Annotated in this window: 23 protein-coding genes; 3 read left to right on the top strand and 20 right to left on the bottom strand. The window is 63.2% G+C overall.

Features of this window, described 5'->3' with window-relative positions; translation table 11 throughout:
- The 3 genes from HP547_RS01265 to HP547_RS01255 form a co-directional block, all read right to left on the bottom strand.
- Positions 1 to 295, bottom strand: a 295-nt coding sequence (locus HP547_RS01265) for a transposase (protein WP_172222886.1), incomplete at its 3' end; no start/stop codon positions are given.
- 155 nt (positions 296 to 450) lie between these two features.
- A complete protein-coding gene (locus tag HP547_RS01260) occupies positions 451 to 942 on the bottom strand; it encodes a DUF523 domain-containing protein (protein ID WP_172231772.1) in 492 nt (163 codons plus the stop codon).
- On the bottom strand, positions 929 to 1,561 hold the full coding sequence (locus HP547_RS01255) for a 2OG-Fe(II) oxygenase (protein ID WP_172231787.1): 633 nt from the start codon (positions 1,559 to 1,561) through the stop codon (positions 929 to 931). Before HP547_RS01255 ends, HP547_RS01260 begins: the two co-directional genes overlap by 14 nt.
- Before the next feature lie 113 nt (positions 1,562 to 1,674).
- Here HP547_RS01255 and HP547_RS01250 point away from each other — a divergent pair, with 113 nt between their 5' ends.
- The gene (locus HP547_RS01250; RefSeq protein ID WP_172231775.1) at positions 1,675 to 2,427 is read left to right on the top strand and encodes a DUF2059 domain-containing protein; all 753 of its coding nucleotides are present in this window, start codon (positions 1,675 to 1,677) and stop codon (positions 2,425 to 2,427) included.
- Here the strand turns inward: HP547_RS01250 and HP547_RS01245 are convergent, their stop codons facing one another.
- A complete protein-coding gene (locus HP547_RS01245; protein ID WP_172285316.1) occupies positions 2,428 to 3,354 on the bottom strand; it encodes an alpha/beta hydrolase in 927 nt (308 codons plus the stop codon).
- A gap of 218 nt (positions 3,355 to 3,572) precedes the next feature.
- On the opposite strand from HP547_RS01245, the gene HP547_RS01240 reads away from it, so the two are divergent.
- Positions 3,573 to 4,136 (top strand): DUF6436 domain-containing protein, encoded by a 564-nt coding sequence (locus HP547_RS01240; protein ID WP_172285315.1) that lies wholly within the window; start codon positions 3,573 to 3,575, stop codon positions 4,134 to 4,136.
- Between the two features lie 60 nt (positions 4,137 to 4,196).
- Here the strand turns inward: HP547_RS01240 and HP547_RS01235 are convergent, their stop codons facing one another.
- Positions 4,197 to 4,748 carry a sugar O-acetyltransferase gene (locus HP547_RS01235; protein ID WP_172285314.1) on the bottom strand — a complete coding sequence of 184 codons (552 nt, stop codon included), beginning with the start codon at positions 4,746 to 4,748 and terminating at the stop codon, positions 4,197 to 4,199.
- An 86-nt stretch (positions 4,749 to 4,834) separates the two neighbouring features.
- Here HP547_RS01235 and HP547_RS01230 point away from each other — a divergent pair, with 86 nt between their 5' ends.
- Positions 4,835 to 7,198, top strand: a complete 2,364-nt coding sequence (locus tag HP547_RS01230; RefSeq protein ID WP_172285313.1) for a penicillin acylase family protein — start codon at positions 4,835 to 4,837, stop codon at positions 7,196 to 7,198.
- 259 nt (positions 7,199 to 7,457) lie between these two features.
- On the opposite strand, the gene HP547_RS01225 is transcribed toward HP547_RS01230, so the two are convergent.
- From HP547_RS01225 to HP547_RS01155, 15 genes are all read right to left on the bottom strand, one after another.
- Complete coding sequence (locus HP547_RS01225) at positions 7,458 to 8,243, bottom strand: MetQ/NlpA family ABC transporter substrate-binding protein (RefSeq protein WP_172230256.1); 786 nt, start codon at positions 8,241 to 8,243, stop codon at positions 7,458 to 7,460.
- A gap of 175 nt (positions 8,244 to 8,418) precedes the next feature.
- Entirely contained in the window at positions 8,419 to 9,249 is an 831-nt protein-coding gene (locus HP547_RS01220) for a sigma 54-interacting transcriptional regulator (RefSeq protein WP_172285312.1), read from the bottom strand.
- A gap of 64 nt (positions 9,250 to 9,313) precedes the next feature.
- Entirely contained in the window at positions 9,314 to 9,895 is a 582-nt protein-coding gene (locus HP547_RS01215; RefSeq protein ID WP_172230262.1) for an alpha/beta hydrolase, read from the bottom strand.
- Between the two features lie 250 nt (positions 9,896 to 10,145).
- Complete coding sequence (locus HP547_RS01210) at positions 10,146 to 10,547, bottom strand: biopolymer transporter ExbD (RefSeq protein ID WP_172285311.1); 402 nt, start codon at positions 10,545 to 10,547, stop codon at positions 10,146 to 10,148.
- A gap of 1 nt (position 10,548) precedes the next feature.
- Positions 10,549 to 11,268 (bottom strand): MotA/TolQ/ExbB proton channel family protein, encoded by a 720-nt coding sequence (locus tag HP547_RS01205; RefSeq protein ID WP_172285310.1) that lies wholly within the window; start codon positions 11,266 to 11,268, stop codon positions 10,549 to 10,551.
- A 27-nt stretch (positions 11,269 to 11,295) separates the two neighbouring features.
- Entirely contained in the window at positions 11,296 to 12,093 is a 798-nt protein-coding gene (locus HP547_RS01200) for an energy transducer TonB (RefSeq protein WP_172285309.1), read from the bottom strand.
- Between the two features lie 382 nt (positions 12,094 to 12,475).
- On the bottom strand, positions 12,476 to 13,465 hold the full coding sequence (locus HP547_RS01195; RefSeq protein WP_172285308.1) for a sulfate/molybdate ABC transporter ATP-binding protein: 990 nt from the start codon (positions 13,463 to 13,465) through the stop codon (positions 12,476 to 12,478).
- A 3-nt stretch (positions 13,466 to 13,468) separates the two neighbouring features.
- Complete coding sequence (cysW, locus tag HP547_RS01190; protein WP_172285307.1) at positions 13,469 to 14,341, bottom strand: sulfate ABC transporter permease subunit CysW; 873 nt, start codon at positions 14,339 to 14,341, stop codon at positions 13,469 to 13,471.
- 11 nt (positions 14,342 to 14,352) lie between these two features.
- Positions 14,353 to 15,171: a sulfate ABC transporter permease subunit CysT gene (gene cysT, locus HP547_RS01185; RefSeq protein ID WP_172285306.1), complete on the bottom strand. Its 819-nt coding sequence runs from the start codon at positions 15,169 to 15,171 to the stop codon at positions 14,353 to 14,355.
- Between the two features lie 196 nt (positions 15,172 to 15,367).
- Entirely contained in the window at positions 15,368 to 16,375 is a 1,008-nt protein-coding gene (locus tag HP547_RS01180) for a sulfate ABC transporter substrate-binding protein (protein ID WP_172285305.1), read from the bottom strand.
- Positions 16,376 to 16,424: 49 nt separating this feature from the next.
- Positions 16,425 to 16,607, bottom strand: a complete 183-nt coding sequence (gene oscA, locus HP547_RS01175; RefSeq protein WP_007975618.1) for a sulfur starvation response protein OscA — start codon at positions 16,605 to 16,607, stop codon at positions 16,425 to 16,427.
- A gap of 247 nt (positions 16,608 to 16,854) precedes the next feature.
- Complete coding sequence (locus HP547_RS01170) at positions 16,855 to 19,908, bottom strand: efflux RND transporter permease subunit (RefSeq protein ID WP_172285304.1); 3,054 nt, start codon at positions 19,906 to 19,908, stop codon at positions 16,855 to 16,857.
- A complete protein-coding gene (locus HP547_RS01165; RefSeq protein WP_172219439.1) occupies positions 19,905 to 20,972 on the bottom strand; it encodes an efflux RND transporter periplasmic adaptor subunit in 1,068 nt (355 codons plus the stop codon). The genes HP547_RS01170 and HP547_RS01165 overlap by 4 nt, the downstream gene beginning before the upstream one ends.
- Positions 20,969 to 22,057, bottom strand: coding sequence for an efflux RND transporter periplasmic adaptor subunit (locus HP547_RS01160; RefSeq protein ID WP_172219441.1), 1,089 nt, complete (start codon positions 22,055 to 22,057; stop codon positions 20,969 to 20,971). The genes HP547_RS01165 and HP547_RS01160 overlap by 4 nt, the downstream gene beginning before the upstream one ends.
- Positions 22,058 to 22,268: 211 nt before the next feature.
- Complete coding sequence (locus HP547_RS01155; RefSeq protein ID WP_172285303.1) at positions 22,269 to 22,541, bottom strand: DUF3077 domain-containing protein; 273 nt, start codon at positions 22,539 to 22,541, stop codon at positions 22,269 to 22,271.
- Positions 22,542 to 22,688: the final 147 nt, after the last annotated feature.

Genomic DNA, 22,688 nt, shown 5'->3' with positions numbered 1-22,688 from the left:
TGCCATCCCGGTCACGAGGGATATCCAGCCTTAGCGGGCCATCACCAGTGAGTACCGTTTTGCCGCTCTTCCCATTTCGCTGGTTGGTTTCATCCTCCGGGCGCTGCGCGCCCGGTGGATAGCCCAGATGATGACCCAGTTCGGCATTCAAGGCTCGCTCTATCAGCGCCTTCTTGAATGCCGCAGAGGCTTCTTCGATGGCTTCTGCGGTCATCAGCGGAACAGCGGAAAACTGTTCCAGCAGCTCTTTCGGAACCTTTGGTAACTCTCGGAGCGGTTTTTTTTTGGTTGGCATACATGCACCTCTTACTCATGTTATGCCCGAACACAAAATTTCTGACACCCTCGCCCTCATCGCCGGCAAGCCAGCTCCCACAGGAAGATCACCGCCCTCAAGAACTGTGGTGTACCTGTGGGAGCTGGCTTGCCGGCGATAGGGCCGGCGCCGGACTACCCCAAAGCCCGCTGCGCCTCGTCCAGTTCCAGCTCACTGAACACCTGCACCCCTGCCCGCCGCAGCAACGCCGTGGTAACCCCTTCCCCCAGCACCTTCACGCCACTGAACGTGCCGTCATAGGTCAGCCGGTTGCCACACGAAGGGCTGCCCGCCTTCAGCACCGCCACGCGGATGCCATGCCGTCGCACCAGCGCCAGCGCCAGCTGCGCACCGGCCAGGAACTCGGCACTGACATCCTCGCCCGTCACCGTAATCACCTGTGCGTCGCCATCAAGCACTTGGCCACCCTGCCCGCCGGGGATCTCCGCCGGCGGGCGCGGGGTCGGTAAACCTCCGGCTACTTCCGGGCACAATGGCACCACACGCCCTGCGGCCTGCCACTGCTGCAACAGGTCGGGGTGGCCGCTGGCGCGGCCGTCATAGCGCACCGGCTGGCCCAGCAGGCAGGCGCTGACCAGCACTTTGGGCACGTCAGAACGGGTCATTGCCACGCCGCCTGAACCAGCCCGTCAACGACAAACGCTCGCGCCCCGCCGGCAGCACCTCATGGGGCACTTCGCCGGACAGGAACACCACCAGGCAACCCGCCACCGGCTGCACATCGTGCTCGACACCGTCGCCCAAAAACATGCGCAATTGCCCGCCATCATCCGGCTGCCAGTCTTCGTTGAGATACAGCACCGACGAGACCATGCGCCGATCATCGTCGCGGAAGCGGTCCAGATGCCGGCGATAGAAAGCACCGCGTGGATACAGGGCGAAATGGCACTCGAAATCTTCCAGGCCCAGGAACAGGCCCTGGTTGATGGCCAGCCGCAACTGGTCCATGGCCGCCAGGTACTCGTCGCAAGCCTCGGCCTGCCCAGGGTCGATCCACTGGATCTGGTCGCCACGGATGGCTTCGCGCACCTCCTGAGTAGCCCCGCGCCCAACCCCCGCAGGGTTGAGTTCGCCTTCGGCATCGCGGCGCCGGCACTCGGCTGCCAGCGCACGCACCAGGTCGGCAGGCAGAAAGAGTGCCTGCTGGGACCAGCCATGGGTGGCCAGATCGTCGACGACGGCCGCAAGCATCGGGTGTTCAGGGGAGATGTGCATGGCGCGCATCATATCCATTAGCCCTGCCGGCGCACAGCGCCACTTGGCCGAGAAACACGCGCATATCTCGACAAACCGACGCCGGGCCAAGGACAATAGCCATCTGCCGACAGGAGTCCTGAATGCGCCGTCTGTTTTCCCTGATTCTGCTGATGATCTGCACCATGCCTGTCTGGGCAGACAACCTGGATCAACTGTACAAGGCCGCCGGCTGGCCCGACCAGCGCGCCCACTTCAACGATGCCCTGAGCGCCGCCCAGGAACGCTACCGCAACAGTTTGCCCCCCGCCGTGTACCAGGCGCTGGTCAACAACAGCAATCAGCGTTTCCAGGCCCAGGCGGTGGATCGGCGCGCCCAGGCGAAGCTGCGCACAAGCCTGCCCAACCCGGCGCCGGCGCTGGCCTTTTTTCAGTCGCCGCTGGGGCGCAAAGTGGTGGCGGCCGAGCTCAAGGCCACGCGCAAGGACGAACTGGCGAAAAACGCCAAAGGCTTGCCGAAGATTCAAGCCAGCGACAACCGCCTGCTGGTCATCGGTCATCTGGCCCAGGCCCTGCCGGCCCGTGAAGCCGGTGCCGAAGTCAGCCTGGCTATCGCCGGGGTAGCGGCCGACAGCCTCAGTTCGATGATCCCCGGCCTGTTCGGCGGCGGCCAGGCCCAGGGCCTGCTCGACGGCCAGCGGCAACGCCTGATGGGCCAGATCGGCGAAGACCTCAACAACACCCTGCTCTACGTCTATCGCGACTTGTCTGACGCCGAACTTGAAGAGTTCGCCACCTTTGCCGAGTCGCCAGAAGGCAAGGCTTACTACCAGGCCGCCCTGGCCGCTGTGCGTGCAGGCCTGGCGGTTGGCCAGAACGCCAACGACCTGAAGTGATCAGCCCAGGCGCTGGTCGATGAAGTCGAAATAGCGCTGGCGAATGCCCGGCAGCTCGTTGGCCAGGTGATGACGGGCCTCAGGCAGCATCAGGATCTGCGGTTCGGCGAACTTGGCCTTGAGCACTTCGAGGTTATAGGGCCAGTCCACCGTAGCGTCGGCCTCCCCCTGCACGATCAATGGTTGCCGCGTACTGCGCGGCGCGGCTTCGATGCGTTTGACCCAGGCAATCAGTGCGCCCACCCAGGCGGTTGGCAGGCGGCGCGGTTGCAGCGGGTCGGCCTCGAGGAACGCCAGGAAGGCCGGGTCATTGGTGTTTGCGCTGAAGCGCCGTTCAATGCCATTGACGAAGTGCCGCAGCACCCGGTAACTGAACTTCGACCAGCGCCAGGAACAAGGCCGCACCAGCGGGGCCAGCAGGATTACCTGGCCATCGATGGGGCTGCGGGCGCCCTGGGTCAGCAGGTGGTCAACGGCGATGGCGCCACCAGTGCTCTGCCCACACAAGTGCCAGGGGCGCGGCAGTGGTAGCGTGCGCGCCTGTTCGAACAAGGCATCCAGCACTTGCTGGTACACCGCGAAATCACTGATGCTGGCGCGCTCGCCGCTGGACAGGCCATGACCGGGCAAGTCGCAGCTGATGACTGCGTAACCCTGCTGCAACGCCCACTCGATCACGTGCCTATAGAGGCCCATGTGGTCGTAGTAGCCGTGCAACAGGAACAGCGTCGCGCTCGGCTGGTCGGGTAGCCAGGCCTGCCCGACCACATCGAAGCCCGCCGCCTGAAAGCCGCCCAGCCAACTTTGCGCCGGCATGTCCAGGCCATAGAAACGCTGGTAGTCCCGGGCTGGCGCCGACAGCGGCTGACGGGCAGTCAACGGCGCCAGGCTGGTGCGCAGGTGGTCAGGGTCAAAGGCGGTGGGCATAGGGTACATCCACAGTGAAGCAAGTATTGATCTGGGATATTCAGCTCTGGCCCGCGTCATGGCAAGCTTGGGCTATGTGTCACCTGTACGGGTCCTGTCGCCGGCAAGCCAGCTCCCTCAGGGATATCACCGGGTTTCAGGCCTGTTGGTAACCTGTGGGAGCTGGCTTGCCGGCGACAGGGCCACTGAGCCCACCACAAAATTACCCGCGGATATCCATGCAGACCCGCCTTGTAAAACCCGCCCTGATCACCGTTACCCTGCTGCTCTGCGCCGCCCTGCTGTGGCAAGCCTACACCAGCTTCCAGGCCCGCTACCTGCGCCCGTTCGACAACCAGGCCACGCTGTTCGAGGGCAGTCAGTTGCAGCTGCCCGCAGAGCTGGCCGGCCCAGGGCCGGTCCGTGTGGTGCACTTCTGGGACCCGGCCTGCCCCTGCAACGTCGGCAACCAGCAACACCTGGGCGACCTGGTCAGCCAGTTCGGCGACCTGGGTGTGAGCTTCCATGTGCTGCAAAAGCCCGGTAGCCACGGCCAGCTACCCGCCAACCTCACTGCGCTGAAGCCGCTTGCCAGCCTGCCGGGCAGCGAACACCTGCCCGCCTCCCCGGCAGTGGCCATCTGGGACCGGCAAGGCAACCTCGCCTACTTCGGCCCCTACAGCGAGGGCGCCGTGTGCAACGCCAGCAACAGCTTCGTGGAGCCCATCATCAAGGCCTTGCTAGAGGGCCGGCCCGTGCAGGCCAGCAATACCTTGGCCATAGGGTGTTACTGCCCCTGGTAGATAGCGAGTACCCGATAGATATCTACAGCGTCAGGCCGAGGGAGGAATTTTACCGTAGCGTCAACCACGCACCCGCGCCGGGTTACCCACAACCGTCACCCCCGCCGGCACATCCCGGGTCACCACACTGCCAGCACCCACCACTGCGTTGTCGCCAATGGTCACCCCCGGCAGGATGATCGCCGCGCCGCCGATCCACACGTTGTTGCCAATGGTCACCGCCCGCCCGCTTTCCAGCCCGCTGCGCCGCAGGTCAGCGTCCAGCGGGTGGTCGGCGGTGTAGATCTGCACATTCGGGCCGATCTGGCAGTCGTCACCGATACGCACCGGCATCACGTCGAGAATCACGCAGTTGAAGTTCATGAAGGTATTGCGGCCAACGCTGATGTTGTAGCCGTAGTCACAATAGAACGGCGGGCGGATCACCGTGCCTTCGCCAACCTGGCCAAAGTGCTCCAGCAATAGCCCATGGCGTGCGTCGTTGAGCAGTTCCACGCTGCTGTTGTAGCGGTGCATCCAATGTTTGTTGGCGATCTGCTCGGCCTGCAGCTCAGGGCAACCAGCATGGTAGAGCTGGCCTGTAAGCATCTTCTGTTTTTCGCTGAGTGACATGGAATCTCCTCCCCGGGGCTATGCTCTGTTCGCGAATCCGCCGATGATCGGACCACATTTTCTGCTTTGATGCACAAGGAGTCTGCATGAAACGCAGCCTGACCCTGTTAGCCGTGGTGGTTGCCGTGGCCGTCGGCGCCGGATACTGGTACGTGCAGGGCAAACTGCCGCAACGCGCGGGCGAGGTGGCCATCGCCGGCCTGCAAGCACCGGTCAGCGTGCGCTACGACGCCCGCGGCGTGCCGCACCTGCAGGCGCAGAGCGAGCCGGACCTGTACCGCGCCCTCGGCTACGTGCATGCCCAGGACCGATTGTTCCAGATGGAGATCCTGCGCCGCCTGGCCCGCGGCGAGCTGGCCGAGGTGCTGGGCGACAAACTGCTGCCCACCGACACCCTGTTTCGCAGCCTGCGCATTCGCGACCAGGCAGCACTGATGGCCCAGCGTCATGACCAGCAGTCACCCGCCTGGCAGGCCCTGCAAGCCTACCTCGATGGGGTCAACAGCTGGCAGGCCAGTCACCCCAAGCCGATGGAATTCGACCTGCTCGGCATCACACCGCGACCCTTCACCGCCGAAGACACCCTGAGCATCGCCGGCTACCTCGCCTACAGTTTTGCCGCCGCCTTCCGCACCGAGCCCGCACTGACCTACATCCGCGACCAGCTGGGCCCCGACTACCTGAAGATCTTCGACCTCGGCTGGCAAGCCGACGGTGCGCTGGCCAGGCCGTTGGCCGCCGCCGACTGGCAGAGCCTGGAGGCACTTGCCCGCCTTGGCAACGATGCGCTGGCCGACGCCGGCATCGCGCAGTTCGAAGGCAGCAATGCCTGGGCCATCGCTGGCAGCCGCACCCGCAGTGGCAAGCCGCTACTGGCCGGCGACCCGCACATCGGCTTCGCCGTACCGGCGGTGTGGTACGAAGCCGAGCTGTCGGCGCCCGGTTTCAACCTTTACGGCTACTTCCAGGCGCTCAACCCGTTCGCCCTGCTCGGACACAACCGCGATTTCGGCTGGAGCCTGACCATGTTCCAGAATGACGATGTCGACCTGATCGCGGAAAAGACCAACCCCGCCAACCCCGATCAGGTGATGATCGATGGCCAGTGGCAAACCCTGGAAAAGACCGAGCAGACGATTGTCGTCAAAGGCGAACAGCCGGTCACCCTCAACCTGCGCCGTTCGCCCCATGGCCCGATCGTCAACGACGTGCTCGGTGCTACCGCCGGGCCCACGCCCATCGCCATGTGGTGGGCCTTCCTGGAAACCGAAAACCCGATCCTCGAGGGTTTCTACCAGCTCAACCGGGCCGACACGCTGGCCAGGATGCGCGCAGCTGCGGCCAAGGTGCATGCGCCTGGGCTGAATTTCGTGTGGGCCAATGCCCGGGGTGATATCGGCTGGTGGGCTGCCGCGCAGCTGCCGATCCGCCCTGAAGGCGTGGACCCCGCGTTCATCCTTGACGGTGCCAGTACGCAGGCCAGCAAGCTGGGCTTCTACCCCTTCAGCGCCAACCCGCAGCAGGAAAACCCCGCAAGCGGCTATATCGTCTCGGCCAACTACCAGCCGCCGTCGGCGGTACCGATACCGGGCTACTACAACCTGCCCGACCGTGGTCGCCAGCTCGACCGCCACCTGGCCAACCCCGAGGTGAAATGGGACCTGCAGAACAGTCAGGCATTGCAGCTGGACACCGCCAGCGATCACGGCCCGCGCACCCTTGCACCGCTGCTGGCGACACTGCGCACGGTGGCCGAAGGCGACGAGGAAAAGGAGCTGGTCGAGCAGCTGGCCGCCTGGCGCGGTGACTATCCACTGGACTCGACCAGTGCCACGCTGTTCAACCAGTTTCTCTTTGAGCTGAGCTACGCGGCCATGAATGACGAACTCGGTGACACCTGGTTCCCGGTGCTCATCAGCACCCGCGCCATCGACGCTGCACTGCCGCGCCTGGCGGCGGACGCCAATTCGCCCTGGTGGAACACCCGTGGCGGCAATCTGCGCACCGACCGTACCACCATCGTGCGCATCGCCTGGCAGAAAAGCCTCAAACATCTGCGCGACAACTTGGGCAGCGACCCGGCCAGCTGGCAATGGGGCAAGGCCCATACACTCACCCACAACCATCCGCTGGGGGTGAAAAAGCCGCTGAACCTGCTGTTCAACGTCGGGCCCTTCGCTGCGCCAGGCACCCATGAAGTGCCGAACAACCTCTCGGCGAAGATCGGCCCGGCGCCATGGCCAGTGACATATGGGCCGTCGACGCGGCGGCTGATCGATTTTGCCGATGCCGGGCAGGCCCTGACCAGCAACCCGATCGGGCAAAGCGGCGTACCGTTCGACCGGCACTATGCGGACCAGGCCAAGGGGTACATCGAAGGGCAGTACCAGAAAGCGCAGCTGGGGGTGATCCCCGCGCAGAGCACCCTCAGGCTTGTGCCTGACATATGAACAAACACTGCCTTTAGCCGCACTCGGCTCACTCTCGCTACCCTGAAGTACCTCCATCGCCGGCAAGCCAGCTCCCACATTTATCGGCGTATGCCAAACCCTGTGGGAGCGGGCGTGCCCGCGAAGCTGTCGACGTGGTGGATGGCACCGGCTACGCCGGTGTTCGCGGGCACGCCCGCTCCCACAGGTAACTGCGCCCAGAAATGAAAACGCCGACACAAAGGTATCGGCGTTGGGTCATGCCGGTATTGCAAGCGGATCAGAACGCTGGCAGCACGGCACCTTGGTACTTCTTGGCAATGAATGCCTTCACTTCCGGGCTGGTCAGGGCCTTGGCCAGTTTCTGGATGGCTTCGCTGTCCTTGTTGTCCGGGCGGGCGACGAGGAAGTTCACGTACGGCGAGTCGCTGCCTTCGATTACCAGCGCATCCTTGGCCGGGTTCAGGCCAGCTTCCAGTGCGTAATTGGTGTTGATCATGTCCAGGTCGACCTGGTCCAGCACACGCGGCAGCATGGCGGACTCAAGCTCGCGGAACTTCAGCTTCTTCGGGTTCTCGGCGATGTCCTTGGGGGTGGCCAGGGCATTCTTCGGGTCTTTCAGGGTGATCAGGCCAGCCTTCTGCAGCAGGATCAACGCACGGCCGCTGTTGCTGCCCTCGTTAGGGATGGCGACGGTCGCGCCCTCTTTCAGCTCGCTCAGGCTTTTGACCTTTTTCGAGTAACCACCGAACGGCTCGACGTGCACGCCGACCACGGTTTCCAGGTGGGTGCCTTTACCTTCGTTGAAGCTTTGCAGGTACGGCAGGGTCTGGAAGTAGTTGGCGTCCAGGCGCTTCTGGTCAACCTGTACGTTGGGCTGCACATAATCGGTGAAGACCTTGATCTGCAGGTCGATACCTTCTTTGGCCAGGGTCGGCTTGATCAGCTCGAGGATCTCGGCGTGCGGTACCGGGGTAGCGGCAACCACCAGCTTCTCGGCAGCAGCAGCCAGGCCGGAGAACGACAGGGCAGCGGCCAGGGCGGTGGTCAGCAGGGTCTTCTTCATGGTGGTCCTTGTTCTGGATCTGGGCCATCGAGGATGGCGAATCGGGTGCCCAGCCGCATCAGCAGTGGGCTTGAGTCGGACAATACCGAGATTTTTTATTCCGGAACAATATCTTTTATTTAGCTGCTTATTCCAAAAACAAATTGCCACCAGCCTGTTTGCTTATGAGCCATGTCTAGCGCGCGATATTGGGCAGGTCGAGGTCTTCCGGCACGATCTCTTCGCTGTCATTCACCAGCAAGGCAAAGTGGATGACGTTCTCCAGTTCGCGGGTGTTGCCAGGCCACGCGTGCGCTTCCAGTACCTGCTGCGCGGCCTCGCTCACCAACGGCACAGGCCGCTGCAGGCGCACGCTGTAGATGCCCACGAAGTACTCGGCCAACGGCAGAATATCGCCCGGCCGCTCACGCAGCGGCGGCAGTGCCAGCGCGCCCTCGCGCAGGTATTGGTAAAGGCGCTCGTTGAAGCGACCCGCGCGCACCACCCGCGCCAGGTCGATGCTGGTGGCGGCCACCAGGCGCACATCCACTGGCTGTGGCTGCTGCGCACCGACGCGGGTGACTTCGCGGTTTTCCAGGGCGGCCAGCAGCTTGGCCTGGATGGCCAGCGGCAAGTCGGCGATCTCGTCCAGGTACAGTGTTCCGCCGTTGGCCGAGCCAAACCAGCCGGCGCGGCTACTGGCCGTGCCGCCGTGGCTGCCGGCGCTGTAGCCGAACAACTCGGCATCGGCGTAAGTGGGGCTGATGGCCGCGCAGTTGACCGAGACGAACAATCCGCCGCGGTCACTGGCCCGGTGGATGTGCCGGGCCAGCAGCTCCTTGCCGGTGCCGGTTTCGCCACCGATCAGCACCGGCAAGGGCTGCGGCGCCAGGCGCTCGAGGTCCTGGCGCAGCTGTTGCGATCGAGGGTCGATGAACACCAGGGCCTTGGCGCGAATGCTCAGTGGGCTCTTGTCCAGCTCGGGGAAGGTCAGCAACGGCTGGCCAAAGGTGTTTTGCAAAGTCATGACAAACTCCCGCCCCAGGCCTGCATTGGCCGGGCGTCAGGCAAACGGAAAACAGCAAGGGCGATCAGGCGCGGCGCAGGGCCCGCTGCTCAACCCGGCTCTGCAAGCGATACAGGTAGGCGAAGCCTTGTTCCCAGCGCTCATGGCCGGACTTGACGTTGATATGGCCAGCGTTGCTCAGCAGCCCCGCTTCAGCACCCCACACCTGCGCCAGGTACAGTGCCCGCGGCACGCTCACGGCCGGGTCGTTATCCGAGCTGACCACCTGGCTGGGGAACGGCAGCGCCTCGCTCGGGATTGGCGCGAAGTTGCGCAGGGCTGGCGCGCAGGTCGACCGCTCGACGTCCGCCGGGGCCACCAGCAGCGCGCCACGCACCCGACGCAGCAGGGCCGGGCTGGCCTGGGCGGCCCAATGGGCGACGGTGATGCAGCCCAGGCTGTGGGCAATCAGGATCACCGGCGAGTGCTCGGCAGCAATCGCCTGCTCCAGCGCCTGCACCCAGTCCTGCCGCTGCGGGGTCAGCCAGTCGAGCTGCTCGACCCGCGCGCTGTTGGGCAGGTTGCGCTGCCAGTGACTTTGCCAATGGTTGTCTGGCGATCCTTGCCAGCCCGGCACAATCAGGTAACGAATCGACTCATTGCGCATGGGGACGCCTCCGGTAACTTTGCGTGCTTGGAGACAAGTATAGGGATCGATCTATACCAGTAAAGGAATAAGAAGCTATTTGTTAATAACCTAAATGTTAACCTTGAGAAATTTGTCGCCTGTGAGACCGAGCGCCGCGCGGGCGGCGCTCGATCTCACAGGCGCTGAACCTGTCACGGCAAAAAAAAAGGCCAACCCCCTGCCAGGAGATATGGCCCATAAGCACTTGCCTGAAGAAGATTGATCGGGTTCAGCGCGCGGTAATCACCGCCAGTTTGCTGATCCCCGCCCGTTCGATGGCCGCCATGGCCCGCGCCACTTCGCCGTAGTTCACGCCGTCATCCGCCTGCAGCTGCACGCGCACATCCGCGTCCGTGGCCTTGGCTACCTTGAGGCGGGTTTCCAGCAGGTCGGGCTGAATCTGGTCTTTGTTGATGAACAGCTTGCCTTCGCCATCGATGCTGACCACCAATGGGTCCTTCTGCTCCACCGGGGCCACGGCCTCGGTCTTGGGCAGGTTGATGGGAATGGCGTTGGTCAGCAGCGGCGCGGTGACAATGAACACCACCAGCAGCACCAGCATTACGTCCACCAATGGCGTTACGTTGATTTCACTGAGGACTTCGTCGCTGTCCTGGGTCGAAAACGCCATGTCAGGACGCCTCCTTCACCGGCTGGGTGAACCCGGCCTGGGGCTTGTGCACAGCGGGGTGCACCAGCACGCGGAAGGCACTCTTCTGCGCCAGGCTGTAGAAGTCGTGGGCAAAGTCATCCAGGTCGGCGGCGGTCAGCTTGAGGCGGCGCAGGAAGTAGTTGTAGACCAGCACCGCGGGCACGGCGACAGCGATACCCACACCAGTGGCCACCAGCGCCGCGCCGATTGGCCCGGCCACGGTTTCCAGGCTGGCGGAGCCTGCCGCGCTGATACCCTTTAGCGCCTCCATGATGCCCCAAACGGTGCCGAACAGGCCGATGAAAGGTGAAGTGCTGCCGATACTGGCAACCACTGCCAGGCCGGTTTCCAGCGAGCGGCGCTCACGCACGATCTGCTGCCGCAGGGCGCGCTCCAGGCGGTCTTGATGATTGATGGCGTGGCTCAGGTCGTTGGCCTGGGTGTCACCGACGGCGATCGCGGCGTAGCCGGCCTGGGCAACGCGAGCAGCAGGCCCAGGCTGTTCGTGGCTGATCTGCGCCGCCGAGTCCAGGCTCGAAGCTGCCCAGAACTGCTGGTGGAAGCGCTTGTCCTGGTGCCTCAACCGTACGAACTGCGCAACCTTGACCAAGGCCAGGCCCCAGGTGACGACAGAAAAACCGACCAGCAGCCAGATGACTGCGCTTTCAACAGATTCGAGGGGGGATGCCAGCAGGCTCATGATGATGTTTTCCTGTGTTCTGAAAAGTTAGCGAAGCTTGAAATCGATCGGCACACTGACCCAGCCGGTCTGGGCCACGTCGCCCTGCTTGGCGGGCACGAAACTCCAGCGCTTCACCGCAGCCAGCGCGGCGGCATCGAGGGCATCGCGGCCGCTGCTTTTCTGAACCTGGATCTGCCCGGGCTTGCCACTGGGCAGCACCTCGACGCGCAGCAGCACGGTGCCTTCCCAGCCACGGCGCTGAGCCATTTGCGGGTATTCCGGCGCAGGGTTCTTCAGGTAGGCGGCGTTGGCCGATGCTGGCGTTACCGGGGCCGGCGCGGGTGTTGCTGGCGCAGTCGGTGCCGGGGCCGCTACCGGGGCTGGCGGCGGCGCTTCAACCGGCTTGGGCTGCGGTTTCGACTGCTGCTTGACCACCGGCTTGGGCACAGGCCTCGGCTTGGGTTTGGGTTTGGCGGCCAGTTCGTCGACCACTGGCGGCGGTGGCGGCTCGACCACAGTAGGAGCAGGCGCAGGCGGTGGAGGCTTGAGCACCGGAGGGGTCGGCGCGGCAAACTCGATGGTCATGGGTGGCACCTGTGGCGGTACTACCGGCAGCTCGGGGGTTGGCGCCTGACTCAGCCAGTACGCGGCCGCGCCATGCAGGGCCAGCACCAGCAAGCCCAACAGCAGCTTGTGGCGGCGCTTGATCCCACTGACCGGCGTGCGCTGCAGGCGCAGCTGGCCGAGTGGCAAGCGAAGCGTGCGCCCAAGCTCGACCAGGTCGCCCGGGGCTGGCCGCCATGGCTGGTCGTAGGCCCTGACGGCCGACTGCACATTACCCATTGATCAAACTCCTGGGGTCTCGATTCAGGTGTGTGGCTGAATCATCGGGGCCAGGGGCTTATCTCTTAAAGTAATGTTTAAAATTATGTTTAGAACTTATGGGAATATTTATTTGCCCTCTTCGTGGGAAGGCCTTGGAATTCGCGGGCTGTGGCTTGAGCGCCTCAAGTCGATGCACTGCGGGCATGCAAAATATTCGCTCAAGGCATGAGATTGCCGCGAGGGCTGCGCCCTCGATCGCCGGCAAGCCAGCTCCCACAAGGACCGCATCATAGCTCGCAGTCAATGCGATCGATGTGAGGGCTGGCTGCGCAGCCCCGGCAATCTCACAGGCAGAAAAAAGCCCAGGACCAACCCCGGGCTTTTCTTCATCAACGGTGACTCAGATATCCGCCACCTTCTGCCACACCTTGGGCCGGAAGAATAGCGTTTCCCCCCGCGCCAACCCGGTCAGGCTGTCATGGTCCTTGACCACCTCGGCCTCGATCAGCTCGCTCTGTCCTTCCACCTTCAAGGTAACCCGCGTGGTCGCGCCCAGCGGCCGGATATCCCGCACCTCGGCCGCATGGTGCCCTTCGGTCTCATGCCGCGACAGCGAAACCTCATGCGGGCGGAACAGCACATGGTGCCCTTCGCTCAGCGCCAGGCGGTTGGAATCGCCCAGGAAGTGGTAGACGAAATCGTTGGCCGGCTGCTCGTACACCTCGCCCGGCGAGCCGATCTGCTCGATCACGCCCTTGTTCATCACCACGATGCGGTCGGCCACTTCCATGGCTTCTTCCTGGTCGTGGGTGACAAACACCGAGGTCAGGTTGATATCTTCGTGCAAGCGCGCCAGCCAGCGGCGCAGCTCTTTGCGCACCTTGGCATCCAGCGCGCCGAACGGCTCGTCCAGCAGCAACACCTTGGGCTCCACCGCCAGGGCGCGGGCCAGGGCGATACGCTGGCGCTGGCCACCGGACAACTGCTCGGGGTAGCGGTCGGCCAGCCAGTCCAGCTGCACCATGTTCAACAGCTCATGCACCTTCTCGGCAATTCTGCTCTCGCTCGGGCGCTCGCCCTTGGGCTTCATGCGCAGGCCGAAGGCGACGTTGTCGAACACGCTCATGTGGCGGAACAGCGCATAGTGCTGGAACACGAAACCGACGTTGCGGTCACGCACGTCGTGGCCGGACACGTCCTCGCCATGAAACACGATGCTGCCCTGATCGGGTGTTTCCAGGCCGGCAATGATGCGCAGCAAGGTGGTCTTGCCGCAGCCGGACGGGCCGAGCAGGGCCACCAGCTCGCCGCTGTTGATGTCCAGGTTGATGTTGTCCAGGGCCTGGAAGCTGTTGAAGCGCTTGCTGACGTTACGAACTTCGATCGACATGAATCATTCCTCCGCGGCGCTGTGGCGCAGGCGGTTAATACGGTTCTCGCTCCACTGCTTGAGCAGCAGGATGAAGAGCGCCAGGATCAGCAACAGGCTGGCCACGCTGAAGGCCGCCACGTGGTTGTACTCGTTGTAGAGGATCTCCACGTGCAACGGCAAGGTGTTGGTCACGCCGCGAATGTGGCCGGAAACCACCGACACCGCGCCAAACTCGCCCATGGCCCGGGCGGTGCACAGCACCACGCCGTAGATCAGGCCCCACTTGATGTTCGGCAGGGTCACGTGCCAGAACATCTGCCAGCCATTGGCACCGAGCAGGCGTGCAGCCTCCTCTTCCTGGGTACCCTGCTCCTGCATCAGCGGGATCAGCTCGCGGGCCACGAACGGCACGGTAACGAAGATGGTCGCGAGGACGATGCCCGGCAAGGCGAACACGATCTGGATGTCGTGGTCCTGCAGCCACGGACCGAACAGACCTTGCGCACCGAACATCAGCACGTAGACCAGGCCGGCGATGACCGGCGACACCGAGAACGGCAGGTCGATCAGGGTGACCAAAATGCTCTTGCCACGGAAGCTGTACTTGCTCACGCACCAGGCAGCGCTGACGCCGAACACCAGGTTCAACGGCACGGAGATGACCACGGCGAGCAGGGTCAGCTTCAGGGCGGACAAGGCATCAGGCTCGAAGATCGCCTCGAAGAAGGTGCCAAAGCCGTTTTTCAGCGCCTGCGATACCACGATCACCAGCGGCAGCAGCAAGAACAGCGCGAAGACCAGCCAGCCAAGGCCGATCAGGATGCGCCGCGACGTGGCGCTGCCCCTGCGGGCGGCGTTGGCGGCGGCGTTTGCACTCAGGGATGAACTGGACATGCCGGCCTCCTTCAAGGGGTTTCGATGCGGCGCTGCAGCAAGTTGATCAGCAGCAGCAGGATGAAGGAAACCACCAGCATCAGCACGCCGATGGCGGTCGCGCCGGTGTAGTCGTACTGGTCGAGCTTGACCATGATCAGCAGCGGCAGAATCTCGGTCTTCATCGGCATGTTGCCGGCAATGAAGATCACCGAACCGTACTCGCCAACGCCCCGGGCGAAGGCCAGGGCAAAGCCGGTGAGCCAGGCCGGCAACAGCGCCGGCGCCAGCACATGGCGGAACACCTGCAGCGGCTTGGCCCCCAGGCAGGCGGCGGCCTCTTCCACTTCACGCGGGATATCGGCCAGTACCGGCTGCACCGTGCGCACCACGAACGGCAGGGTGACGAAGGTCAGCGCCAGGGTGATGCCCAGCGGGGTGTAGGCGATCTTGAAGCCCAGGTCGGTGGCGAACTGGCCGACCCAGCCTTGGGGGGCGTACAGGGCGGTCAGGGCGATACCGGCAACGGCGGTAGGCAGGGCGAACGGCAGGTCGATCATCGCATCGATGATCTTGCGCCCGGGGTACGTGTAGCGCACCAGCACCCACGCCAGCAGGGTGCCGATCACACCGTTGATGATGGCGGCGAACAGCGCGGTGCCGAAGCTCAGCTTGAGTGCAGCGATCACCCGTGGCGCACTGATGATGGTCCAGAACTGCTCGAAGGTCAGCTGCGAGGCATGAATGAACATGGCCGCCAGCGGTATCAGCACAATCAGGCTGAGGTACACCAAGGTGTAGCCCAGCGTCAGCCCGAAGCCGGGTATGACGGGGGAAATGCGACGTGACATAAATATCCCTGGTTGAACGCACCAAGCCCCGGCTCAGGCCGGGGCGGTGCAGGATCCTGAATCCTGGGGCTGCTGCGCAGCCCATCGCCGGCAAGCCAGCTCCCACAGGATTAACACAGGCCTGAGAGCTGCGCGATTCCTGGGGAGCTGGCTGGCCGGCGATAGGCCGCAAAGCGGCCCCGCTTTTCCGTGGCCTTTACTGTGCCTGATAGATCTGGTCGAACACACCGCCATCATTGAAGAATTTCGGCTGTGCAGTCTTCCAGCCACCGAAGTCTTTGTCGATGGTCACCAGGTCGAGTTTCGGGAACTGCTTGCCGAACTCGGCAGCCACCTTCTCGTCACGCGGGCGATAGAAGTTCTCCGCAGCAATCTTCTGCCCCGCCGGGCTGTAAAGGTGCTTGAGGTACTCGGTGGCGATCTCGGTGTTGCCCTTCTTCTCGGCGTTCTTGTCGACCACGGCCACCGGCGGTTCGGCGAGGATCGACAGCGACGGCACGACGATCTCGAACTTGTCGGCACCACCGTCTTCCTTCAGCGCCAGGAAGGCTTCGTTTTCCCAGGCCAGCAACACGTCGCCCTGGCCGTTGTTGACGAAGGTGATGGTCGAGCCGCGGGCACCGGTATCCAGTACCGGCACGTGCTTGAACAGCTCTTGCACATAGGCCTTGGCCTTGTTCTCGCTACCGCCGGCCTTCAGCCCGTAGGCCCAGGCGGCGAGGAAGTTCCAGCGTGCGCCACCGGAGGTTTTCGGGTTGGGGGTGATGACCGACACGTCCTTCTTGATCAGGTCGCCCCAGTCCTTGATGCCTTTCGGGTTGCCCTTGCGCACCAGGAACACGATGGTCGAAGTGTACGGGGTGCTGGCATCCGGCAGCCGGGTCTGCCAGTCGTCCGGCAGGGTCTTGCCGAGCTTGGCGATTTCGTCGATATCGCCGGCCAGGGCCAGGGTCACCACGTCGGCGCGCAGGCCGTCGATCACCGCACGGCCCTGCTTGCCCGAGCCACCATGGGATTGCTGGATCTTCACCTTGTCGTCCGGGTGGGCCTGCTGCCAGTGTTTGATGAACTCGGCGTTGTACTGCTGGTACAGCTCACGGGTCGGGTCGTAGGACACGTTCAGCAGTTCGTAGTCCTTGGCGATGGCGGAACCGGCAAAAACAGCACTGGCCAGGGCGGCGAGCGCATAACGGCGGATGGACATGGTGAAGCTCCCGATTGGCATTTTTCTAATTTTGAATGGTGTGGTGCGATCAGCCGGGCTTGTTGCCTGGCTGTTGCAGGCGGAACTTCTCCTTGCGTTCGATCTGCACCACCTGGGCGTTGTGCACGGTGATCTCCACCGCACCAAAGCGCAGATCGCGCAGGGCGCTCTGGATTTCACGCAGAATGGTGGCTTCGTCCTGACCGTCGACGCTACGCAGCGATGCACTCATGCTCGTTCTCCTTGGAGTGAGGTGCCGGGCAGGGGTTTGAAGGGGGGTTATTGCCTGGCTTGAGGGCAATAGTAGTGAGGCGGGATTATTCTTAAAAATACTGTTTAAGAATTTTTATATAACCAAATAAAAGACCATCTTGACGGGAATGCAAGACCCTGTGGGAGCGGGTTCACCCGCGAATGCGGCGGTGGTTTCACCATCGTATTCGCGGGTGAACCCGCTCCCACAGGGGCCGTACAAGGCTTCAGTTGTGTTTTTCAGGCTCGCGGATCTTGTACCAGGCCACATACAAGGCCGGCAGGAACAACAACGTCAGCAGGGTCGCGACGATGATCCCGCCGATCATGGCGTACGCCATCGGCCCCCAGAACACCTCACGGGCAATCGGGATCATGCCCAGGCTGGCGGCCGCTGCGGTCAGCAGAATAGGTCGCCGCCGGTGGTTGGTGGCCTCCACCACTGCATCCCAGGGCGAGTAGCCCTGCGCTTCGAACTCGTCGATCTGGGTCACCAGGATGACCGAGTTGCGAATGATGATGCCCGCCAGCGCGAGGATGCCGAGAATCGCCACGAAGCCCATCGGCGTGCCCGTCGGTACGAGCGCCAGCACCACGCCAATCAGCCCCAGCGGCGCCACACTGACCACCAGGAACAGCTTCTGCACGCTGTGCAGCTGAATCATCAGGAATGTCGCCATCAGGAACAGCATCAGCGGGATCACCGCCGCAATCGGCCCTTGGGCCTTGCTGCTTTCTTCCACAGTACCGCCCGTGGCCACTTCGTAGCCCACCGGCAGCTTGCTGGCGAACTCATCGATTTTCGGCTTCAGCTGGGCTACCAGGTCGGTCGGCTGGATTTCGCCGCTCACCGAGGCCTTGATGGTAATGGTCGGTTTGCGATCACGTCGCCATACCAAGGGCTGCTCCAGCTCGTAGCGCACGGTGGCAAAAGACAGCAGCGGAATCGAGGTACCGTTGGGGGTCAGGATCTGCAGGTTCTGCAAGGTATCAGGCGAGCCGCGCTCGCTGTCTTCGGCGCGGGCAACCACATCGATCAGATAGATGTTGTCGTTGACCTGGGTAATCGGCACGCCACTGACGATGCTGTTCATCACGTTGGCCACGTCCTCGGACGAAAGCCCTAGCTGGCGTGCCTTGTCCTGGGCGATTTCAATGCGCAGGACCTTACCGGGCTCGTTCCAGTCGTAGATCATTTCACCAATGTGCGGGTCCTGGTCGAGCAAGGTCGCCAGCTCGATGGCGTGCTTGCGCACCTGGTCGATGTCCTTGCCGCTGACCCGGTACTGGATCGGCCGCCCCACAGGCGGGCCCATCTCCAGCGACTGCACGTTGGTGCCGATGCCGACAAAGTCTTCGTGCAGGCGCTTCTGCAGGCGTGCCATCAACTCGCCGCGCTCTTCCAGGCCTTTGCTGACGATGACGAACTGCGCGTAGTACGGGTTCTGCAGTTGCTGGTCGAGCGGCAGGTAGAAGCGGATCGCGCCCTGGCCGATGTAGGTGCTCCAGCTGACGATTTCCGGGTCATCCTTGAAGGTGGCTTCAAAGCGATCGACCACTTTGCGGGTTTCTTCGATGGAGGCGTTCTGCGGCAGGTTCAGATCGACGAGGATTTCCGGGCGGTCCGAAGACGGGAAAAACTGGTTCTGCACGAAGCGCATGCAGAACACCGAGAGCACGAACAGCACGATGGTGCCGACGATGGTCAACCAGCGATGGCGCATGCACCACAGCAGGCCATGTTCGAACCCTCGGCCGACACGGCCAGGTTCGCTGTCATGGGCCTTCATTTTCTTGCTGTTGAGGATATGCACGCCGAGCACCGGTGCAAAGAACACCGCCACCACCCACGACACAATCAAGGCCACGGCGATTACCGCGAACAAGGTGAAGGTGTATTCGCCTGCCGAGCTGGCATTGAGCCCGATCGGCACAAAGCCGGCCACCGTCACCAGGGTGCCGGTAAGCATCGGGAACGCCGTGGAGGTGTAGGCGAACGTCGCCGCCTGCTCCTTGCTCTCACCCATCTCCAGGCGCGTGACCATGACCTCGACGGTGATCATGGCGTCATCCACCAGCAGGCCCAGCGCGATGATCAGCGCGCCAAGGGAAATCCGCTGCATGGTGATGCCGCTGTATTCCATGAATACAAAGACCATGGCCAGCACCAACGGGATCGAACAGGCTACCACCAGCCCGGCGCGGACCCCCAGGCTGACGAAGCTCACCGCCAGCACGATGATCACGGCCTCGAACAGCGCACTGGTGAAACCGCCGACCGCCTTCTTCACCACCACTGCCTGGTCGGAAACGGTATGCACGCCGATCCCCACCGGCAAGTCGTTGGTGATGCGGTCCATCTTCTTCTTCAACGCCTCGCCGAACACCTGGATATTGCCACCGGCTTTCATGCCGATGGCCAGGCCGATGGCGGTCTGGCCGTTGTAGCGGAACATGGGTGAAGGTGGGTCGGTGTAGCCGCGTTCGATGTCGGCGATATCGGCCAGGCGGAAGAAACGGTCGTTGATGCGCAGGTTGACTGATTGCAGGTCTTTTTCCGACGCGAACTGCCCGGTGGTGCGCACTGAAATACGCTCCGGCCCGGCCTCGATCACGCCGGCGGGGGTAACCGCGTTCTGCGACTGCAGGGCCTGCATCACCTGGCGCTGGTCAATGCCCAGAGCGGCCAGCTTGCGGGTGGAGAAGTTGAGGTAGAGCACTTCGTCCTGGGTGCCGACCATCTCGATCTTGCCGATATTGGGGACTTCTCGCACTTCGGCGCGGGCCTGCTCCACGTAATCGCGCAACTGGCGCAGGGTCAGGCCATCGGCCGTGAACGCATAGATCGAGCCGTACACGTCACCGAATTCATCGTTGAAACCCGGCCCCTGGATGCCCGAGGGGAATTCCCCGCGGATGTCCTGGATCTTCTTGCGCACCTGGTACCAGATGTCGGGGATGTTCTTGGCCTTGGTGGTATCGCGCAGGTAAACGTAGACCGTGGACTCGCCCGGCCGAGTGTAGCTCTTCACGTAATCGAGGGAATCCAGCTCCTCCAGCTTCTTCTCGATACGGTCGGTGACCTGATACAGGGTTTCGTCCTGGGTGGCGCCGGGCCAGCGGGTCTGAATGACCATGGTCTTGATGGTGAACGACGGGTCTTCCTCGCGGCCCAGGTTGAAGTACGAGAAAATCCCCATCAGCAAACCGACGAACATCAGGTACCAGACGAACGACTGATGCTTGAGCGCCCATTCGGACAGGTTGAAGCTTCCTTTCATTGCGCATCCTCGTCGAAGGCGACCTTCTGGCCAGGCTTGAGGCTGTTCACCCCCGCAGTCACCACCCGCTCCCCGGGCTGCACGCCGGAGGTAAGGATAATGCTGTCTGCGGTGCGCTCGAGCAGGGCTACATCACGGGTGGCCACGGTTTTCTGCTGGGTATCGATCACCCATACCTGGGTCTTGCCGTCCCGTTCCAGCAGGGCGCTCAAGGGCAACTCGCTGCGCGGTGTCACCTGCGAGCTCAAGGTCACGCTGATGGCGGTGCCCAGGTGGAACGCGGCGGGGGTACTGGCCAGCGTCAGGCGGGCGCGCCTTGTGCGCGTGGTGGCGTCAGCCTGGGGTTCAAGCTCGCGCAGGGTGGCAGTGGTGTTGATGGACGGGTCCAGCTGCGAGGCGACGGTAAAGGCAAGGTCCTTGTCCAGCTGCTCGGCCAGGCCGATTGGCAGGTCGATCACGGCCTCCTTCACATCCGGGCGGGCCAGGGTGACGACAGCCTGACCTGCAGTGACGGTCTGCCCGGCCTCGGCCTGCCAGGCGGTGATAACAGCGGCGTGGTCGCTGCGCAGGGTGCTGTAGTCGAGCTGGTCGCGGGCCTGGCTGACCGCTGAGCGCGCCTGCTCCAGCGACGCGCCGGTGGTTTTCAGGTTGGTCTGGGCAATATCCAGCTGGGCCTGGGCGCCGACGCCACGGTCGTACAGCTGCTGTTGGCGGCGGGCATCGGCCTGGGCGTTGATCCACTGCGCCTGCACCCTGGCCAGGTCGCCTTCGGCGGCGCGCAACTGGTTCTGTTGATCGGTCGGGTCGAGGGTGGCCAGGGTGTCGCCCGGCTTTACCTGGGCGCCAACGTCGAGCCAGCGGCGGGCGATACGCCCACCCACGCGAAAGCCCAGGGTGCTTTCGAAGCGCGCCTGAATGTTGCCGGCAAAGCGCCCCAACTGGGCCTGGACCTGCGGCTCGACCTTTACCGACAACACCGGGCGAACAGGCTCGGGGGCTTTTTCTTCACTGCCGCAGGCTGCCAGCAGCAAGCTGGCAGCAAGCATCCACAGGGGCTTTTTCATGGTGCAGCTCCCCCGGCCTTGGCATCGACTTTTTCCACCTTCATGTCGGGGTGCAACAGCTGCCCACCGCTTACCACCACGGTCTCACCGCCCTTGATGCCACTGGCAATCACCACTTTGCCGGTAAGATAACGCGACACCTCTACTTTGCGCAGTTCAGCCTTGTCGCCCTCGCCCACCACCCATACCGCGGGTTCATGCAAGGCCTTGGTCAGTGCCGACCATGGCAGCTCGATGCTCGGGCGGCCCTGGGCATTGGTGGTGGCAGTCACCGGGGCGCCCAGCTGCATGCCCGGTGGCACATCTTTCAATGCCACCTTGACCTGCACCGTGCCACTTTGCGCGGACACGGTAGGGGTGATTTCGCGGACGAAGCCCTGGGCCTTGACCTTCGGGTCGTCCAGCAGGCTGACGATTACCCCGGCATCGCTCGGCGGCGCCACCAGCAGTGACTCATAGACGTTGAACACCGCGTCCCGGTCGCCATCGCGGGCGAGGCTGAAGATCGGCATGGTCGCCTGCACCACCTGACCCACCTCGGCCTGGCGTTCGGTAATCACCCCATCGGCCTCGGACACCAGTGCGGTGTAGCTCAACTGCTCGTTGGCGTTGGCCAGCTGTGCCTGCGCCGCCTTGAGGGCACTCTGGTTGCTCAGCAACGCGGCCTGGGCGGAATCGTATTCGCTCTGGCTGGTGTAGCCCTTGGGCAGCAGTTTTTGCTGGCGCACGAAAGCGGCAGCGGTTTGCGTCACACGCGCCTGGGCTGCGAATACCTCGGCCTTGGCTGAATTGACGTTGTTCTGCAGGTCTTTCGGGTCCAGCCGCGCCAGCACCTGGTTGGCCTTGACGTGGTCGCCCACGTCGACGCTGCGCGAAATGATCTTGCCGCCCACGCGGAACGACAGGTCGGTCTGCACCCGCGCCTGAACATCGCCGGTCAGGGTGACCCTGGCAGCGAAATCAGTGGGCTCGACCCGCAGCACCCCGACCCGCGGCAACACCTCGGGCGCTTCCTCTTTGCTACAGCCCGCGAGCAGAACAACCAGCCCCAGACCAACGACCAACAGCGGACGCGTGAGCGACATGCAGGCTCCTAGCTTGCGCGCAAATGATTCGTGTAATGCGACTGTTAGCGTAGTTCAGGGTTCGATAAACATCACTGGCGGGGCTCAGTTCGGCATTGTCGGCGTCTGCCCGGGCCTCTTCGCGGGTGAACCCGCTCCCACAGACACTACCCACTCGAAGGCTGTGATTTCCCTGTGGGAGCGGGTTTACCCGCGAAGAGGCCGGTACAGGTCAAACCTGTACTGAAGCCTTGTTCAGCCCCAGCTCGATGTCATCGATCAAAGCTTTGGCAAAGCCACTGAGAATTCTTGCTGCACTACCAGCAAGCCGGTCATTTTCCATCTCGGCTTCGGTTGTCAGGTGAGTGATGCAGCCGAGCATAACGGAGAGTTCGGAGAAAGCATGATTGAAGGGGATGTTGGCCTGGACACGGAACAGGTCCATGCAGGTTTCCTGGCCGACGGTGCTGCTGTTTTCTGGGTGATCTGGAGCGTGCTTTGTCATGGTTGGAATCCAATGTCGTTAATTGGACCACCAACTCGTCTTTCTCACGGACAAGGGGTGGCAGCCGAACGTGGGGTGAGAAACCGAGGACATTGAACCCGGCCAGACCGAAGCCTGCCCACGTAAGGCCGCCATGACAGGAAGCCC

The sequence above is a fragment of the Pseudomonas sp. CM27 genome (assembly GCF_013179515.1).
Lineage (GTDB): Bacteria > Pseudomonadota > Gammaproteobacteria > Pseudomonadales > Pseudomonadaceae > Aquipseudomonas.
The sequence above is the reverse complement of the archived record's forward strand: the minus strand, read 5'-3'. Positions and strand labels throughout refer to the sequence as shown.

Bases quoted from the DNA above. Each gene is read 5' to 3' on its own strand.
- HP547_RS01260 (WP_172231772.1), bottom strand. From the start codon at position 942: ATGACCCGTTCTGACGTGCCCAAAGTGCTGGTCAGCGCCTGCCTGCTG.
- HP547_RS01255 (WP_172231787.1), bottom strand. From the start codon at position 1,561: ATGCGCGCCATGCACATCTCCCCTGAACACCCGATGCTTGCGGCCGTC.
- HP547_RS01250 (WP_172231775.1), top strand. From the start codon at position 1,675: ATGCGCCGTCTGTTTTCCCTGATTCTGCTGATGATCTGCACCATGCCT.
- HP547_RS01245 (WP_172285316.1), bottom strand. From the start codon at position 3,354: ATGCCCACCGCCTTTGACCCTGACCACCTGCGCACCAGCCTGGCGCCG.
- HP547_RS01240 (WP_172285315.1), top strand. From the start codon at position 3,573: ATGCAGACCCGCCTTGTAAAACCCGCCCTGATCACCGTTACCCTGCTG.
- HP547_RS01235 (WP_172285314.1), bottom strand. From the start codon at position 4,748: ATGTCACTCAGCGAAAAACAGAAGATGCTTACAGGCCAGCTCTACCAT.
- HP547_RS01230 (WP_172285313.1), top strand. From the start codon at position 4,835: ATGAAACGCAGCCTGACCCTGTTAGCCGTGGTGGTTGCCGTGGCCGTC.
- HP547_RS01225 (WP_172230256.1), bottom strand. From the start codon at position 8,243: ATGAAGAAGACCCTGCTGACCACCGCCCTGGCCGCTGCCCTGTCGTTC.
- HP547_RS01220 (WP_172285312.1), bottom strand. From the start codon at position 9,249: ATGACTTTGCAAAACACCTTTGGCCAGCCGTTGCTGACCTTCCCCGAG.
- HP547_RS01215 (WP_172230262.1), bottom strand. From the start codon at position 9,895: ATGCGCAATGAGTCGATTCGTTACCTGATTGTGCCGGGCTGGCAAGGA.
- HP547_RS01210 (WP_172285311.1), bottom strand. From the start codon at position 10,547: ATGGCGTTTTCGACCCAGGACAGCGACGAAGTCCTCAGTGAAATCAAC.
- HP547_RS01205 (WP_172285310.1), bottom strand. From the start codon at position 11,268: ATGAGCCTGCTGGCATCCCCCCTCGAATCTGTTGAAAGCGCAGTCATC.
- HP547_RS01200 (WP_172285309.1), bottom strand. From the start codon at position 12,093: ATGGGTAATGTGCAGTCGGCCGTCAGGGCCTACGACCAGCCATGGCGG.
- HP547_RS01195 (WP_172285308.1), bottom strand. From the start codon at position 13,465: ATGTCGATCGAAGTTCGTAACGTCAGCAAGCGCTTCAACAGCTTCCAG.
- cysW (WP_172285307.1), bottom strand. From the start codon at position 14,341: ATGTCCAGTTCATCCCTGAGTGCAAACGCCGCCGCCAACGCCGCCCGC.
- cysT (WP_172285306.1), bottom strand. From the start codon at position 15,171: ATGTCACGTCGCATTTCCCCCGTCATACCCGGCTTCGGGCTGACGCTG.
- HP547_RS01180 (WP_172285305.1), bottom strand. From the start codon at position 16,375: ATGTCCATCCGCCGTTATGCGCTCGCCGCCCTGGCCAGTGCTGTTTTT.
- oscA (WP_007975618.1), bottom strand. From the start codon at position 16,607: ATGAGTGCATCGCTGCGTAGCGTCGACGGTCAGGACGAAGCCACCATT.
- HP547_RS01170 (WP_172285304.1), bottom strand. From the start codon at position 19,908: ATGAAAGGAAGCTTCAACCTGTCCGAATGGGCGCTCAAGCATCAGTCG.
- HP547_RS01165 (WP_172219439.1), bottom strand. From the start codon at position 20,972: ATGAAAAAGCCCCTGTGGATGCTTGCTGCCAGCTTGCTGCTGGCAGCC.
- HP547_RS01160 (WP_172219441.1), bottom strand. From the start codon at position 22,057: ATGTCGCTCACGCGTCCGCTGTTGGTCGTTGGTCTGGGGCTGGTTGTT.
- HP547_RS01155 (WP_172285303.1), bottom strand. From the start codon at position 22,541: ATGACAAAGCACGCTCCAGATCACCCAGAAAACAGCAGCACCGTCGGC.